This window comes from Pseudosulfitobacter pseudonitzschiae (assembly GCF_900129395.1).
Taxonomy (GTDB): domain Bacteria; phylum Pseudomonadota; class Alphaproteobacteria; order Rhodobacterales; family Rhodobacteraceae; genus Pseudosulfitobacter; species Pseudosulfitobacter pseudonitzschiae.
This window is the reverse complement of the sequence record NZ_FQVP01000004.1, coordinates 416,600-432,116: the sequence shown is the minus strand read 5'-3', so window position 1 is coordinate 432,116 and position 15,517 is coordinate 416,600. Positions and strand designations below refer to the sequence as shown.

General features: G+C 63.6%; 12 protein-coding genes. 1 reads left to right on the top strand and 11 read right to left on the bottom strand.

Going from position 1 to position 15,517, the window contains the following annotated elements; all coding sequences use genetic code 11:
• Window positions 1-11: 11 nt before the first annotated feature.
• The 10 genes from BUC08_RS13840 to BUC08_RS13795 form a co-directional block, all read right to left on the bottom strand.
• Window positions 12-1,112, bottom strand: a complete 1,101-nt coding sequence (locus BUC08_RS13840; protein ID WP_037923088.1) for a site-specific DNA-methyltransferase — start codon at window positions 1,110-1,112, stop codon at window positions 12-14.
• Between the two features lie 100 nt (window positions 1,113-1,212).
• Entirely contained in the window at window positions 1,213-1,815 is a 603-nt protein-coding gene (locus BUC08_RS13835; RefSeq protein WP_037923081.1) for a ribonuclease HII, read from the bottom strand.
• A 163-nt stretch (window positions 1,816-1,978) separates the two neighbouring features.
• Complete coding sequence (locus BUC08_RS13830; RefSeq protein WP_051694013.1) at window positions 1,979-3,457, bottom strand: NAD-dependent succinate-semialdehyde dehydrogenase; 1,479 nt, start codon at window positions 3,455-3,457, stop codon at window positions 1,979-1,981.
• A 2-nt stretch (window positions 3,458-3,459) separates the two neighbouring features.
• Window positions 3,460-4,506, bottom strand: a complete 1,047-nt coding sequence (locus tag BUC08_RS13825) for a tartrate dehydrogenase (RefSeq protein WP_037923078.1) — start codon at window positions 4,504-4,506, stop codon at window positions 3,460-3,462.
• A 30-nt stretch (window positions 4,507-4,536) separates the two neighbouring features.
• A complete protein-coding gene (locus tag BUC08_RS13820; protein WP_037923067.1) occupies window positions 4,537-6,000 on the bottom strand; it encodes an aldehyde dehydrogenase family protein in 1,464 nt (487 codons plus the stop codon).
• Window positions 6,001-6,115: 115 nt separating this feature from the next.
• Window positions 6,116-7,489, bottom strand: coding sequence for an FAD/NAD(P)-dependent oxidoreductase (locus tag BUC08_RS13815; RefSeq protein WP_037923065.1), 1,374 nt, complete (start codon window positions 7,487-7,489; stop codon window positions 6,116-6,118).
• Window positions 7,486-7,800 carry a (2Fe-2S)-binding protein gene (locus tag BUC08_RS13810; protein WP_037923063.1) on the bottom strand — a complete coding sequence of 105 codons (315 nt, stop codon included), beginning with the start codon at window positions 7,798-7,800 and terminating at the stop codon, window positions 7,486-7,488. Before BUC08_RS13810 ends, BUC08_RS13815 begins: the two co-directional genes overlap by 4 nt.
• A complete protein-coding gene (locus BUC08_RS13805; RefSeq protein ID WP_037923059.1) occupies window positions 7,797-9,782 on the bottom strand; it encodes a hydantoinase B/oxoprolinase family protein in 1,986 nt (661 codons plus the stop codon). Before BUC08_RS13805 ends, BUC08_RS13810 begins: the two co-directional genes overlap by 4 nt.
• A complete protein-coding gene (locus BUC08_RS13800) occupies window positions 9,775-11,841 on the bottom strand; it encodes a hydantoinase/oxoprolinase family protein (protein ID WP_037923057.1) in 2,067 nt (688 codons plus the stop codon). Before BUC08_RS13800 ends, BUC08_RS13805 begins: the two co-directional genes overlap by 8 nt.
• Before the next feature lie 99 nt (window positions 11,842-11,940).
• Window positions 11,941-12,837, bottom strand: a complete 897-nt coding sequence (locus BUC08_RS13795; RefSeq protein ID WP_037923055.1) for a LysR family transcriptional regulator — start codon at window positions 12,835-12,837, stop codon at window positions 11,941-11,943.
• 73 nt (window positions 12,838-12,910) lie between these two features.
• Here BUC08_RS13795 and BUC08_RS13790 point away from each other — a divergent pair, with 73 nt between their 5' ends.
• Entirely contained in the window at window positions 12,911-14,050 is a 1,140-nt protein-coding gene (locus BUC08_RS13790) for an NAD(P)/FAD-dependent oxidoreductase (RefSeq protein ID WP_224769708.1), read from the top strand.
• Between the two features lie 2 nt (window positions 14,051-14,052).
• Here the strand turns inward: BUC08_RS13790 and BUC08_RS13785 are convergent, their stop codons facing one another.
• On the bottom strand, window positions 14,053-15,378 hold the full coding sequence (locus BUC08_RS13785) for an NAD(P)/FAD-dependent oxidoreductase (protein WP_037923486.1): 1,326 nt from the start codon (window positions 15,376-15,378) through the stop codon (window positions 14,053-14,055).
• Window positions 15,379-15,517 lie beyond the last annotated feature (139 nt).

Genomic DNA, 15,517 nt, shown 5'->3' with positions numbered 1-15,517 from the left:
TCCCGCGGGGATCAGTCGTGCATTTCGGACCGGATCTGTTGGCGCAGCACGTCGATGGGCACGGTCTTGCCCTCGCGTTTGAAGCACCAGTAGGTCCAGCCGTTGCAGCTGGGTGCGCCCTCAAGATGGGCACCGACCTGATGGATCGACCCTTTGACATCGTCACCGATCAGGGTGCCATCGGCACGGACCTTGGCCTTGTGACGGTTGTTCATCGAATACAGCTGTTCGCCCGGACGCAACATTCCACGCTCGACCAGCTGGCCGAAAGGCACGCGCGGCTCGGCACGTTTCGAGGTGCTGACCGCCAGCGCCTCACGGTCGAACTTGCGCACGGCAGCGATGCGTTTCGCGGCGACCTTGCGGTACGCCTCTTCGCGCTCGATCCCGATAAATTCGCGCCCCAGCATCTTGGCCACGGCGCCGGTGGTGCCGGTGCCAAAGAACGGGTCCAGAACCACGTCACCGGGGTTGGTCGAGCCAACCAGCAGGCGGTGCAGCAGGCCCTCGGGCTTTTGCGTCGGATGCGCCTTGTCCCCATCTTCGTTTTTCAGACGCTCGTGACCGGTGCAGATCGGCAGAACCCAGTCGCTGCGCATCTGGATGCCGTCATTCAGCGCCTTCAGCGCTTCGTAGTTAAAGGTGTATTTGCTGGATTCGTCCTTGCCGGCCCAGATCATCGTCTCGTGGGCGTTGGTGAACCGCTTGCCGCGAAAGTTGGGCATCGGGTTCGACTTGCGCCAGACCACGTCGTTGAGAATCCAAAAGCCCGCATCCTGCAGTGCCGTGCCGACGCGGAAAATATTGTGATAGCTGCCAATAACCCAGATCGCGCCATTGGGCTTCAGCAGACGGCGCGCGGCTTTCAACCAAGCACGGGTGAACTTGTCATAAACCTTGAAACTGTCGAACTGGTCCCAGGCATCGTCGACCGCATCCACCTTGGAGTTGTCGGGCCGGTGCAGGTCACCACGCAACTGCAGGTTATAGGGTGGATCAGCAAAGATCAGGTCAACCGACTCTGCCGGAAGACTGTTCATCACATCAATGCAATCGCCCGCAATGATTTCATTCAAGGGAAGCGCCACGGCGCTCTTGGTCTTTGTCATCATATCTGCCTCTATCCGCGGCCCATTTTGGGCTCGTTGGTTGTGGACAAAGATGAGTCAAAGCTGATTCGCGGTCAATTTCTTTATTGAATCAATTGCTTAACTATTTCTCTTGATACAAGATATTGTGTACAGGTTTAAACGAACGTCTATGGTGTGGGGTGACACCAATATTCTGCAACGCCTCTCTGTGGCTTTTTGACGGATAACCCATGTTCGTTTCCCAGCCATAGCCCGGATGCTGTTGCGCCAAATCCACCATCAGCCGATCGCGCCTGATTTTTGCCACAATTGAAGCCGCCGCAATCGACAGGGACCGGGCATCGCCCTTGATGACTGTAGTCGCCGCCAGGTTGAGTCCGCGCGGCACCATGTTCCCGTCAATCAGCACATGATCGGGCGGCACCGACAGCCCCGCAATGGCGCGCACCATGGCAATATGCGAAGCACGCAGGATGTTGTGTTCGTCAATCTCGGCAACCGAGGCACTGCCCACCGACACGTCAGCCCGCGCCATCAGTTCGGCATACAGCGCCTCGCGCCGCTTGGCGCTCAGCGCCTTTGAATCGTTCAGCCCCTCGGGAATGTCATCGGGGTTCAACACCACGGCGGCCGCCATCACCGGCCCCGCCAGCGGCCCGCGCCCCACTTCGTCCACGCCGGCCACGCGGCCCCCGATCTCAAGCTCGAATGAAAAATCCGGCATGGTCCACGCCCCTTTGTTACTTTTGGCCCCGAAAATCCTCGCCCAAGGCGAAGAACACACATTTCAAAGCACGGCGCAAACCGCAAGAACAGAGCGCCCTCTAGCAAAAGGGGCAAGGAACCTTTCGGTCCTTACCCCCTGTTTCTTCAGCGATCCTGATAGCTCAGGCGTCCAGCCCGCCAAAATGGAAGGCCTTGGTTTCAAGGTACTCTTCGATCCCTTCTTGTGCGCCCTCGCGGCCCAGCCCCGAGGATTTCACGCCTCCGAACGGTGCTTCGGCGTGGCTGACAACGCCGGTGTTCAGCCCAACCAACCCCACCTCCAACGCCTCGCCAAAGCGGAATGCGCGGGCCATGTTGGTGGTGAAGAAATAGGCCGCCAGACCAAAGGGCGTGCCATTGGCAATCTCCAGCGCCTCGGCCTCGGTCTCGAACTTGAAGATCGGGGCAACGGGACCAAAGGTTTCCTCATCCGCCAGTTTCATGTCGGTCGTGGCCCCGGTCAGCACCACCGGATCGGCAAACTGCGCGCCCAGGTCGCGGGACTGTGTCGCGCGGTTGGCGCCCTTGGACAGCGCGTCCTCTACATGGGCGTTGATCTTGGCGATGGCCGCGGTGTTGATCATCGGACCGATCATCGTCCCCTCTGCCGTGCCGGGGCCAACCGTCAGCGCGTCCACACGCTTTGCCAGGGCCGCCACGAACGCGTCGTGAATGCCCGACTGCACCAGAATGCGGTTGGCGCACACGCAGGTTTGCCCGCCGTTGCGGAATTTCGACAGCATCGCGCCCTCGACCGCCGCATCCAGGTCGGCGTCGTCAAAAACGATGAATGGCGCGTTGCCACCCAGCTCCAGCGACATTTTCTTCAGCGTCGGCGCGCATTGTTCCGCCAGCAGCGCCCCCACGCGCGTCGATCCGGTGAACGACAGTTTGCGCACCACCGGCGATGCCGTCAGCGTCGCGCCGATCGCTTCGGGGCGACCTGTCAGGATGTTCAGCACACCCGCGGGAATGCCCGCCCGTTCGCCCAGCACAGCCAGCGCCAACGCGGAATAGGGGGTGAAATCCGACGGCTTGATGACCATCGTACAGCCTGCCGCCAGCCCCGGTGCAACCTTGCGCGTGATCATCGCGATGGGAAAGTTCCACGGTGTGATGATCGCACAGACGCCCACGGGCTCTTTCATGGCAAACAGCTTCTTGCCCGCGACCGGCGACGGGATAATATGCCCGTTGATCCGCCGCCCCTCTTCCGCGAACCAGCGCACGAAGGATGCGCCGTACATTACCTCGCCGCGCGCCTCGGCCAGCGGCTTTCCTTGTTCCTCGGTCAGGATCAGCGCCAGATCGTCGGCATGATCCAGCATCAGCTGATGCCATTTCATCAGGATATCCGCGCGCTCGATGTGCGTGCGCGCCCGCCAGCCTTTCATCGCCGCATCGGCGGCGGCAATGGCGGCTGTGGTTTCCTCGGCGGTGCTGTCGGGCATATGCCCCATCACGTCCCCCGTCGCGGGGTTGGTGACAGGCATATCGGCGCGGGCAATCCACGTGCCGTCGATCAGTGCGGCCTCGCGGAACAGATCCGGGTCGGCCAGGCGGCTGCGCAGGTCGGTGGTAATGGGGTTGTGTATGGTCATGGTCAAGCCTCCAGCGCGGCACAAACGGCCGCCGTTATATCATCGGTCGTGTTCTGGCCCGGGCGCGTGCCAATGCCCTTGGCGGTCGCGGCTTCGACCGCGTCCAGCACGGCGGCGGCGGCGTCTGTCTCGCCCAGATGCTCTAGCATCTGCGCACCGGACCAGATCGCGGCAATCGGGTTGGCAATGTTCTGGCCCGCAATATCGGGGGCCGACCCGTGCACCGGTTCAAACATCGACGGACCAGAGCGGTCGGGACAGATGTTGGCCGAAGCGGCAAAGCCAAGGCCGCCCTGAATGGCCGCCCCCAGATCGGTCAGGATGTCGCCAAACAGGTTCGACGCCACGACCACGTCCAGATCCTGCGGGTTCATCACCATCTTGGCCGCCATCGCGTCGATGTGCATGTGGCTGACCGTCACCTCGGGGTATTCGGCGGCCAGTTCGCGCGTGACCTCGTCCCAGAACACCATCGAATATTTCTGTGCGTTCGATTTGGTCACCGACGTCAGATGCTTGCGCCGCGCCTGCGCCTGCTCAAAGCCAAAGCGCAGGATGCGTTCCACGCCCACGCGGGTGAATATGGACGTTTCAACGGCAACCTCGTTGCCCTTGCCCTGATGCACGCGCCCGCCGGCACCGGAATACTCGCCTTCGGTGTTTTCACGGATGCACAGGATGTCAAACTCGGACGCTTTCAGCGGCCCCTCGACCCCCGCCAGCATACGGTGGGGGCGGATGTTGGCGTATTGATCGAACGCCTTGCGGATCGGCAGCAAAAGCCCGTGCAGCGACACCGAATCCGGCACCGTGTCGGGCCAGCCAACGGCACCCAGAAAGATCGCATCAAAGCCGCGCAGGGTTTCGATTCCGTCTGCGGGCATCATCGCGCCGGTCTTGAGGTAATAGTCGCAGGACCACGGAAAGGTCTGCGGCTCCAGCGCAAAACCGAACCGTTTCGCCGCAACGTCCAGCACGGTCATCGCCGCGTCAGTCACGTCAACGCCGATGCCGTCACCGGGGATCAATGCGAGTTTGTAAGTGGTCATGTCTTTCTCCTTCAACGTGCGTGATCGGGATTACAGGTCGATCAGCACCGATTTCTTGCGTCGGTTGGCGTGATAGGCCTCGCGGCCCAGATCGTGGCCCAGCCCGCTGGATTTCCAGCCGGTCGTAGGCAATATGTGATCGCGCGAGCGGCCATAGCGGTTTACCCAGACCGTCCCCGCCTCAAGCTTGCGTGTCAGCCGCATCGCACGGCTGAGGTCGCGTGTGAATAGGCCTGCGCACAGGCCATAGGTGGCGTGACGGGCCAGAGCCATGGCCTCGTCTTCCGATCCAAAGGTCTGGAACGTCGCCACGGGGCCAAAGATTTCGTCACGCACCGCTGGGTTGGTGTCATCCACGCCGGTGATCAACGTAGGCTGGTAATAGCTGCCTTCGTGGTCAAATCGCGCAGCGCCGCACAGCATCTCGGCCCCTTGGGACGCCGCTGCCTGCACGATGCTGTCGATCCGGCCCAGTTGCGTTTCTGAAATGATCGGCGAAAATCCCGGTTCGGAGGCAAAGGTGTTGGCGGGACGGTAGCGCGCGAAACGCTGGGTCAGCTTGGCCGCCAGTGCGTCGGCCACCTCGTGCGCCACGATCATCCGCGAGCCGGACACACAGGCCTGGCCCGCGTTGGACATGATCCCGCGGTCCAGACAATCCGCCGCCAGATCCAGATCGGCGTCGGCAAAGACCACCATCGGACTTTTGCCACCCAGCTCCAGCGTCATCGGCTTGATGCCGGTGCGCGCGATGTTTTCCATGATGGCCCCACCCGCGCGGGTCGATCCGGTGAACGACACCTTGTCGATGCCCGCGTGTCCGGTGATTGCGGCCCCCGTGGTCGGACCATCGCCCAGCACCACGTTGAAAATGCCCGCGGGGATGCCCGCACGTATGGCCAGTTCGGCCATGTAGAGGGTGGAATAGGGCGTCATCTCGGACGGCTTCAACACCACGGCGTTGCCTGCGGCCAGGGCCGGTCCCAGCTTCCAACCGGCCATCGAGATCGGGAAGTTCCACGGCGTAATGGCACCGATCACGCCGTAAGGTTCATCCGCGATATAACCAAAGTGGCTGTCCGACACCGGCGCCAGCGCGCCGCATTCCTTGTCCGCGAGTTCGGCAAAAAAGCGGATTTGTTCCGCCGTCACCACGATGTCACCTGTCCGCACATGCGCGTAAGGGCGCGACGAACAGATGGCTTCGAGCGCTGCAAGCGTTTCGGCTTCGGCCTCCATCAGGTCGGCCCAGGCGCACAGGGCGCGGGTCCGATCACGGGGCTGCATCCCGCCCCAGTTCGACGCGGCCAGCGCAGTGCGGGCGGCTTGAACGGCTCGGTCGACAACTTCCACATCTGCGCAGGGGATTTCCCCGATGATTGCCCCGGTCGATGGCGACACGACGTTCAACGCCGCGGGTCCGCCAACATATTCCCCGCCAATAAAATGCGCATTGGGAAGGGTCAGACCGCTGGGGTCATAGGCACAGGACATCGGACACCTCGTCTTTCATGAATTACGTACATATTTGCCGGGAATATGTACAAACAGGTGCCGAAAGAGCCGGTTGCCCGGCATCATCCGCCATCAGACTGTCGGCGACAGCAGATTATTTCGCGCGCGCATCTGGCCCCTTGTCCAGATAGGCGCTGATCGGCGCCGGACGCACGGGTGGCTGGCTGCGCAGCCGTCCGATCTTGTCGACCGGAACACCAGCTTCGGCGGCCAGAACCTCGGCACCTGCAAGCTGGCAATAGCGCCCCTGGCACCGCCCCATGCCGACGCGCGACAGTGATTTCGCACGGTTCGCTTCGGGGCCGGACAGGGACAGGGTTGTGCGCAGGTCGCCCACGCTGATGGCTTCGCACCGGCACAAGACCGTGTCGGCGGGCAGATCGCGGACCATCTGCGCAGGCCACGGAAACGCCCGCTGCATGGCGCTGGCAAAGCGTTGCATACGGCGCAGTTCCTTCAGATCGCGCTCTGTATCGGGGGCAGGCACCCCGAGATCCTGCAAACAGGCGCTGGCTGCGATTTTTCCGGCCAGTTCTGCGCCGTCTGCCCCCAGTATCCGCATCCCGTCACCTGCCAGATACACGCCCGCAGCGGCACGGCCCATGGCGTCGGTCAGCGGCAGCCATTGGTGAAACACCTTATCCCAAGCCATTGAAACACCTGCAAGATCGGCGAGGTGTGTTTCGGCTCTAAGGTGCCAGCCTAAGCCCACCATATCGCAGGGCGTCATGTGGTCACGCCCCCGCGCATCCTGCCAGTGGATCGCCACAGGCCCTGTGCTGTTCATCGCGATCCGCGTCAGCGTGACGCCTGCGTGATAGCTGCGCCCCAGCCCCGCGCGCAGTGCGGCACCGCGCAGGGTGACACGCGGACGCGCCAGCGCCATGCCAAATGCGCCTGCCGCCTGTGTGGTCAGCGGTGCGGTGTCCAGAACCGCCACGACCTGCGCACCCGCCTTGCGCAGTTGTGACGCGACCAGCGTCAGCAATGGGCCTGATCCGGCCAGAACCATCCGCCGCCCCAGCGCCACGCCCTGCGATTTCAGCGCGATCTGCGTGGCGCCCAGTGAATAGACGCCGGCGCTTTGCCAGCCGGGCACGGGCGCCAGCCGGTCGGTGGCGCCGGTTGCAAGGATCAGCTTGTCATAAGCAAGGGTATCCACGCCATCCGGCCCAAGCACCTGCGCGCCCTGCGCGCCAAGGGCCAAAACAGAACTGCGCGGGTGATAGGTCAACTGGCCCGCGTCCAGCATTCTGTCGAAACAACGGTGCAATTCCAGGGCCTTGTCCGCCTCTGACCCGTACAGGGTCTGCGGCGGCCGTGTGAACCCCTCGGGCGGGCGGCGATAGATCTGGCCACCGGCCCGCGCCCCCTCGTCCACGACGACGGGATGCAGGCCTGCCGTCACCAGCCGCTGCGCCGCGCGGATGCCTGCGGGGCCTGCGCCGACAATCAAGACGCGGGTCATGGCGCGTCGTCCCCGACAGGCCACTTATCCGGCGCGGCGGATTGCAGACGCATTCCTGCTTGCAGCTGGGTCGAACATGCCCGCAAGCGTGCGCCGTCTGACTGCCAGATCCAGCAGTCCTGACAGGCCCCCATCAGACAAAAGCCGGACCGCTGTTCGGGGCCGAACTCGGCCTGTCGCAGGGCACCGCGCGACATCAGGATCGCGGTCAGCACGCTGTCTCCTTCCAGCCCTGTCAGCACCGCGCCGTCAAAGGTGAACGACACCTTCGGGCGCGATGCCTCGGCCAGCCGGACAAGCCGTCCTGTCATTCTGCGGCCTCTTTGCGGGGCGCTGCATGGGGCAGCGCGGGGAACCGTTCGCAGACCTCAGCAAAGGCTGCGGTGACACCTTCGGGCCCTTTGCGGCCTTTCATGCGGCGGAAAATCTCGGTCTTGGTGAAGAACCGCCAGTGGATCGGCAGGTCCGCCAAAATTTGCGTCAGCAGGTCATAGGCCGTATCGGTCCACTGTGCCTCGTAGCCATCGCGTTCGGGGCCAAAATGAAAGTGCTGGGTGTGGGGCGTCATGGAGGCGCGCAGTGCGGTGGTTGCGTCCTCGTCCACCACGCCGTCGGTGATGACCACGCCATATTCATGGCGGGCAGCATCGACCGAGACATAACCGCCCAGGACATCCCGCGCGACCCGTTCCGCAGGCCGTTGCAGCGGATCACCGCGCCCGCCACCACCGGCCGAGCGGATTTCAAGCACGTCGCCCGGTTCCAGAATTGCGGTGTCGACATTGCCCAAAGGCCGCGCCTGAGGCGTGCCGGGGTTGATCATCATATCGGACAGGCCTGCGGCATGGCCGCCCAGAGTACCCCAGGGGCGAAAGAACGACCGGTCGCGGTTGCGCGCGGTGATGCGTGTGTCGGGGGAAAAGACCCGGAACGCCATTTCGGTCGCCAACCCCCCGCGCCAGTATCCCGCCCCGCCGCTGTCCTGGGCCAGTCCGTATTTCACGAACTCCACCGGCACTTCGGTCTCGGTGATCTCGATGGGTGTGTTTTTCAGGTACGCGGCATCCGCACCCGACCCGTTCGACCCATCGCGATGCGGCATCCCGCCGCCGCCGCCGACGACAGGATTGACGGCGGCAATCACCGTCTTCTGCGTGCGCTCGTCGCGGGTCATCACGTTGACGATACAGTTGTTGCCGGCAGGCGCTGCAGGCATCCGGTCGGGAATGGCCTGACTGAACGCACCAAAGATCACAGACCGCAGGCGCGCGCAGGTCAGCGACCGCATCCCCACGGCCGCCGGTTCAACCGGGTTCAAGACCGTGCCTTCGGGCGCAATGCAGGTGAAGGGCCGCGTCATGCCCGTGTTCAGCAACATGCGCGGGTTCAGCGTGTAAAGGACATAGTAGACCCCCACCAACAGGATGGTGTGGCGCGGATTGCCGCCCGAGGGCACGTTCAGCGACGACGCCAGTTGCGGGTCCGATCCGGTAAAGTCCAGCACGGCGCTGTCGCCGGTGATCCGCAAGGTCAGCTTCAGGCGGCAGGGGTTCGCTTCGTCGCTGTCTTCGTCGGCGTAGTCGGCAAAGACGTATTCACCGTCGGGGATCGCCCGCAGAATGTCACGCGCCTGCGCCTCGGACTGATCCATCAGCGCGCTGACGCCTTGCAAAAAGCCGGTCTTGCCAAAGCGCGAGATCATCGCCTGCACCTTGCGTTCGCCGGTGCTGAGCGCGCCGGCCAGTGCCTTGATGTCGCCGATGTTCAGCGCGGGCTTGCGCACGTTGGTTTCCATGATCCGCAGGATTTGCGGGTCAAAGACCCCCTCGTTCACCAGCTTCATCGGGGGAAAGCGGATGCCTTCCTGATGAATTTCGGTCAGCGAGCGGGACAGCGATGCAGGCACCGCACCGCCCATGTCGGTGTTGTGGATGTGCCCGCCCGCAAAGGCCACGATGTCGTCGCCGTCAAAGATCGGACGCCACAGGTGTGTGTCCGGTGTGTGCGTGGCCACATGGCCGGAATAGGGATCATTGGTAAAGGCCACGTCGCCGGGGCGGTAGTCATCCACCATTTCAATGGCCGGTCCGTGCGACAGGCCGGGATACCACGTCGCCCCCAGATCCATCGGAACGGCAAAGGTGTCACCGATCCTGTCCATCAGAAGAACGGTAAAGTCCTGGGTTTCCTTGACAAAGGCGGAATGCGCGGTGCGGTGCAGGGTGTGCGCCATGTTTTCGGCAGCGGCGCGCGCGTGGTTGGCCAGCACCTGAAGGGTCATTTTATCAGACATTGGATTGCTCCACGAGGCTAAGATGGATGTTCAGATGGGCATCGACATGTGCGCTTGCGCCCGGCGGCACGGCAAAGGTCGTGTCCTCTTGGGCCACAATCGCGGGGCCGTCGAACACCGCACCGCCGCCCAGTTGGGCGCGATCATAGATTGGCACATCACACCAGCCGTTGATCCAGACCGGCACATGACGGTCCGCCGTGGCCTGCTCTTGCGTGGCTTGCGACACCGGGAACGTGGGCTTTGGCGCGCCGCCGAGCGCGGAAAGGCGCAGGTTGACCAGCTCGATCTTTCCGTCGGGGTCTTCAAAGTCGTAGATGCGTTTGTGAGTTTCGTGAAAGGCCGCCGCGATCTGATCGACCGCGTTCAGCCAGTCGGGTGACAGCGCCACTTCGATCTCGAAACTTTGGCCTGCGTAGCGCATGTCTGCGGACAATCGCAGATCGGCGGTGCCGTCAAAACCTTGCGTGTCCAGCCATGCGCGGCCTTCGTCCGCCAGCGCGGCAAAGTCCTGTTCAAGCTGCGGCAGCGTCGCGTCCTCAAGCGGGGCATAAACGGTCCGGATGAAGTCGCCACGCAGGTCGGACACAAGCCCCCCCAGCGCCGACACCACACCGGGGCGACGTGGCGCGATCACGCGGGACATACCCAGTTCCTGTGCCAGAAACGCGCCCAGCATCGGGCCGCCGCCGCCAAAGGGCATCAGGGCGAAGTCGCGCAGGTCGACACCCGCGCGCGAGCACAGTTTTTCCACCTCGACGAACATTTCGGACACGGCGATGTCGATGATCGCCTGTGCCGTTTCCTCGATGCTGCGGCCCAATTGGTCGGCCAGCACACCCACGGCCTGACGCGCCAGATCGACGTTCATGCGCAACTGGCCATAGGCCATTTCCGAATGCCCCAGCCAGCCGCACACCGCCAGCGCATCGGTCACCGTTGCATCGGTGCCGCCACGGCCATAGCAGGCCGGACCGGGGTTTGATCCTGCGGATTCAGGGCCGACGCGCAACACGCCAAGTGCGCCCAGCGTGGCAATCGACCCGCCGCCGATGCCGATCGAGCTGACGGAAACCGACGGGATGTGCAGCGGAAATTCTCCGACCTGTTCATCCGTGCCATATTGCACTTCGCCGTCCACGATCAGCGCAAAGTCCGCCGAGGTGCCGCCAATGTCCAGCGTCAGCACCCGCGCTTCGCCCGCCTGGCGCGCCAGCCACGACGCGCCGATAACACCCGAGGCGGTGCCGGACAGCAACATCGACACACAGTCGCGCCGCCCCTGCCCCGCGCTCATCAACCCGCCGTTTGACCGGGTCAGCATAGCCTTGGCCGGAACGCCCTGGGCGTCCAGACGGCTTTCCAGCGCGGTCAGATACCCCGCAACGCGCGGGTGCACATATCCGTTCAGGATCGCGGTCGAGGTGCGTTCATATTCGCGGATCACCGGCCAGACCTCGGACGAGGTGAAAACGAACATTCCGGGCGTGGCGGCTTCGATCATTGCCTTGACCGATGCCTCTTGGGAAGTGTCGCGCCAACTGTGCAAAAGGGCCACGATCACACCTTCTGCACCGGCAGCTTGCGCCTGTCTGGCTGCGGCAGCGACCGAGGCGGTATCGGGCGCCAGTGCTTCGGACCCATCGGCGCGCATCCGCACCGGCACGCCGAACACCATGTCGCGGGCGATCAGGGGATCGGGCCGGTGGCAGAACAGCGAATACATATCCGGCATCCGCAAGCGCGCCAGTTCGATCACGTCTTCGAAACCGGCGTTGGTGATCAGCGCCAGTTTGGCCCCCTTGCGCTGGATGATCGTGTTGATCCCGACCGTGGTGCCGTGCACGAACCGGGTGACATATGCCGGGTCCAGCCCTTCGCGTTCGGCCAGCAGGCACAGGCCGTCCAACAGCTCGGCCCCCGGATCGTCGGGCGTCGTCAGCACCTTGAGTGACGCAACGCGGCCTGACACGGTTTCAAGCGCACAGAAGTCCATGAAGGTGCCGCCAATATCGACCCCGATCTTCCAATCGGGTTTGGGCTGTGATGCGCCATCCATGATAACGTCCTTTCGTCAGGTGCGATGCGTTCGTGCTCAAACCATCAGAAAGTGCGGCAGGGGTCCAAGACCCATGCGGGGGCGGTCCATAAGTCGGACTTATGGCCGCGAGGGCAGCCGTTCTGCGCAAAGCTTGCGGATCTCGTCGCGCATTCCCGCTTCGGCGCGCGACAGGGTTTTGCCGGTCAACGTCAGCAAGGACAAAGGCAGCTTTGGGCTGTCTTGCAGCGGGCGGGTTGTGACGCCCTGGAACTGGAGCCAGGGCATCAGCGCATCGACAACGGCAACGCCCAAACCGGCCTGAACAAAGCCCACCGCCGAAATCGATACCTCGATCTCAAGCTGGGCGGAAAAGTCATGTCCCTGCGCCCGTGCGGCCTTATCCAGTTCGACCCGTGGGCGGGTCGGGCTGCGATAGGAGATAACCGTTTCTGTTTGCAGGTCGGCAAAGGATACGGTGTCTTGCGCCGCCAGCGGATGATCATTGGGCAGCAGACAGCAAAAGGTGGTGACACCCAGACGTTCGACCATGATGTCGGGGGTCATCTGGTCGTCCATCGCCATGGCCATCGCCGCATCGCCGGCCCGCAGCAGCGCGATCAGGGACGCGATGGGGGCGACGTGGCTGCGCAGCAGAACATCGGGATATCCGGCACGGTAACGGGCCAGAATGTCGGGCAAAAGCGACATCGCGGGCGGCACCGATGCTGCGACCCGCACCAATCCCGCCTGCCCCAGCCGCAAATCCTGTGTCTTGCGCCGCAACCCTTCGAGACCCGCAAACAGCCGTTCGGCCTCGGCGTGGATTTCCAGCGCCTCGGCGGTGGGCCGCAGCCGACCCTTTTCGCGGTCGAACAGTTTGAACCCCAGTTCGTCCTCGCAATGCAACAAGATCTGGCTGAGCGCCGGCTGTGAGATGTTCAGCGACTGCGCGGCCCCGGTGACCGTTCCCACCCGCATCACGGCGGTGAACACTTCAAGCTGTCGTGCGCGCATGGAACCCCCATAAGTTCGGCTTATGAGTCATATCATATCCGGTCTTTGACGCAGGGCCACCCTGTGCGCTCTGATGCTGGAACCAAGTCACGAAAAGGGGCAAGCCGTGGATGTGATCGTTTTGGGCGGCGGGCTGATGGGCACAAGTGCCGCGTTTTTCCTGGCCCGCCGGGGGATCGCTGTCACGCTGGTAGACCCCAACGCCATCGGCGCGGGGGCCACCACGGCGTCCTTTGGCAACATCCGGCGCACGGGGCGTTTTCTGCCGCAACTGCCCCTGGCCCACCGGTCGCGGGCGCTGTGGGCACAAACCGAAACATTGCTGGGCCGCGATGTCGAGTTTCGCGCCACCGGCCATGTGCGCCTGATCTTTGATGCACAAAGCCACGCCGACATGCGCCGTTTTGCGGATGCTGCCGCGCCCTGGGGCCTGACGCTGGAAGAGCTGGACGCCACCGAACTGCGCCGCCGGTTTCCGGGTTTGGGCGCGCAGGCCATTGGCGCGTCGTTCTCGCCGCAGGACGGATCGGCCAACCCGCGACTTGTTGCACCCGCCTTTGCCGATGCGGCGGCCCGGCTGGGGGCGCATATTCTGCCGCACACCAAGGTGCAGGCAATCGCCAGGACAGATACCGGTTTTTCCGTGCAAACCAGTCGGGGTGGATTGGAAAGCGCGATTTTGCTGAACTGTGCCGGCGCATGGGGCAAGGCGATTGCCGCGCAGTTCGGCGAAGACGTGCCGTTGACCATGCACGGCCCGCAAATGGGTGTGACCGAACCGCTGCCACACCGTATCCTGCCGGTTGTGGGAATGTGGTCGCAGGACATAGGAGCCTACTTGCGTCAGGTCGAACGGGGCAATGTCGTCTTTGGCGGCGGTGTGACCCGCACACCAGTCGATCCGCTGACGGGCCATGCCAAGGCAGACCCGCGCCTGCTGGCGCAGCAACTGAAAACGGTTGTCCGCCTGGTTCCTGCCCTGAGGGATGTGGCCGTGATCCGGCAATGGTCGGGCTGTGAAGGGTATGTCGCGGATGACCTGCCGATCATGGGCGCATCGGGCACGACGCCGGGACTGTTCCATGCCTTCGGCTTTTGCGGCCACGGGTTTCAGCTGGGCCCCGGTGTTGGCGATGCGATGGCCGAGCTGATCGCGACCGGCACCTGCGATACGCCGCTGGCGCCCTTTGACATCAAGCGGTTTGCGGCATGATGTCAGAATTTCGACACCTTGCCCCATTGCGATTTGTCGAAGCGGTTCAGCTTGTACTGCAGGGTTTCGGTGATCGGGTCGCGGTTCAGCACCAGGTCAGCCACCAGATGCCCCACGCCCGGGCCGATGCCAAAGCCATGACCCGAAAGGCCAGCCGCCAGCGTCAGCCCCGGCACGCCGATGTCGGAGTCGATCACTGGCACACCGTCGGGCGTACTGTCGATGTAACCCGCCCAGCTTTGCCGCATTTCGATATCCTTCAACGCGGGCAACAAGGCACGGGCGCGGCGCAATGCGTCGTCCACATGCGCCCTGGACGGGCGGGGGTCCAGAATACGGGTGCGTTCCATCGGGGTCTGCTGATCCAGCGCCCAGATCGCGCGGGTCTCGAATGCTGCCTTCCAGGCCTGCAGGCCACCGGGCGACAGGGACTTCCAGCGTTTGGCGAACATCGGCAGGAAATGCCTGGCGCACGCGATCATCCGCAGCGTCGGATCGAAATGGCTGCGGCCCGACACGGCCACCGTATAGCCGCCGTCACGTCGGCGCGTGACCGAGGCCGCCGCTGTGTGCAGCGCATCAGGCAAATCGCCGGGCACCGGGTTCAGCGAGAGGATCGAGCTGCGGACAGACGCCTGAGGGAAGAAAATACCCGACTGGTGCAGGAAGCTGCCCGCCCATGCGCCGCCCGACAAAACCACATTCGATGTCTTGATCGTGCCACGTTCGGTCACAACCCCGGACACCGCGCCCGCACTGGTTTCAATCCCGCGCGCGGCGCAGTTCTGAACCACCGTGGCACCGTGTTTGATGGCCCCTTGGGCGATCAGAGGTGCGGCGCGGGACGGGTCGGCAATGCCGTCCGTCGGGGACCAGACACCGCCAAGCCACGACTGGCCGGTCGCGGCTCCGCGCGCCGTCGCCTGCGTGCTGTCCAGCATACGCGTGTCGACACCTTCGCCGCGCGCGAAGCGTCCCCAGTTGGCCCAGCCATCCAGTTCGGACTGGTCATTGGACAGATACAGCAAACCACAGCGCCGAAAGCCCAGATCGGCACCGATGTCTTCGGCCATTTCCTCCCACAGCGCGAGGCTTTTGGTCGACAACGGCAGTTCCCGCGCGTCGCGGTTCTGCTGACGGCACCAGCCCCAGTTGCGGCTGGATTGTTCGGCCCCGACGCGCCCCTTTTCCAGCAACACCACACGCAGTCCGGCGCGCGACAGCCAATAGGCGGCACTGACCCCCACAATACCGGCACCGATCACCACACAATCGGCATGTTCGGGCAAAGTTTCGTGTGTTTCTATGTGCATCAAAGGCGCGGGCATGAAGTTCTCCGATTTGTTGCCAAAACCTACGCCACCCTGTTCAACCACTTGTGCCGGATGTCGCCTTGCAAACAGCATTTCATGTCGAATGCGGTTGACTATAAAGGGTGGCTGCCGTTCACAAGGGGATACATGGCGC

Excerpts from the sequence above, each read along its gene's own strand:
- BUC08_RS13785 (WP_037923486.1), bottom strand. The coding sequence starts at position 15,378 with ATGCCCGCGCCTTTGATGCACATAGAAACACACGAAACTTTGCCCGAA.
- BUC08_RS13800 (WP_037923057.1), bottom strand. The coding sequence starts at position 11,841 with ATGGATGGCGCATCACAGCCCAAACCCGATTGGAAGATCGGGGTCGAT.
- BUC08_RS13790 (WP_224769708.1), top strand. The coding sequence starts at position 12,911 with ATGCTGGAACCAAGTCACGAAAAGGGGCAAGCCGTGGATGTGATCGTT.
- BUC08_RS13825 (WP_037923078.1), bottom strand. The coding sequence starts at position 4,506 with ATGACCACTTACAAACTCGCATTGATCCCCGGTGACGGCATCGGCGTT.
- BUC08_RS13810 (WP_037923063.1), bottom strand. The coding sequence starts at position 7,800 with ATGACAGGACGGCTTGTCCGGCTGGCCGAGGCATCGCGCCCGAAGGTG.
- BUC08_RS13795 (WP_037923055.1), bottom strand. The coding sequence starts at position 12,837 with ATGCGCGCACGACAGCTTGAAGTGTTCACCGCCGTGATGCGGGTGGGA.
- BUC08_RS13830 (WP_051694013.1), bottom strand. The coding sequence starts at position 3,457 with ATGACCATACACAACCCCATTACCACCGACCTGCGCAGCCGCCTGGCC.
- BUC08_RS13820 (WP_037923067.1), bottom strand. The coding sequence starts at position 6,000 with ATGTCCTGTGCCTATGACCCCAGCGGTCTGACCCTTCCCAATGCGCAT.
- BUC08_RS13840 (WP_037923088.1), bottom strand. The coding sequence starts at position 1,112 with ATGATGACAAAGACCAAGAGCGCCGTGGCGCTTCCCTTGAATGAAATC.
- BUC08_RS13805 (WP_037923059.1), bottom strand. The coding sequence starts at position 9,782 with ATGTCTGATAAAATGACCCTTCAGGTGCTGGCCAACCACGCGCGCGCC.
- BUC08_RS13835 (WP_037923081.1), bottom strand. The coding sequence starts at position 1,815 with ATGCCGGATTTTTCATTCGAGCTTGAGATCGGGGGCCGCGTGGCCGGC.
- BUC08_RS13815 (WP_037923065.1), bottom strand. The coding sequence starts at position 7,489 with ATGACCCGCGTCTTGATTGTCGGCGCAGGCCCCGCAGGCATCCGCGCG.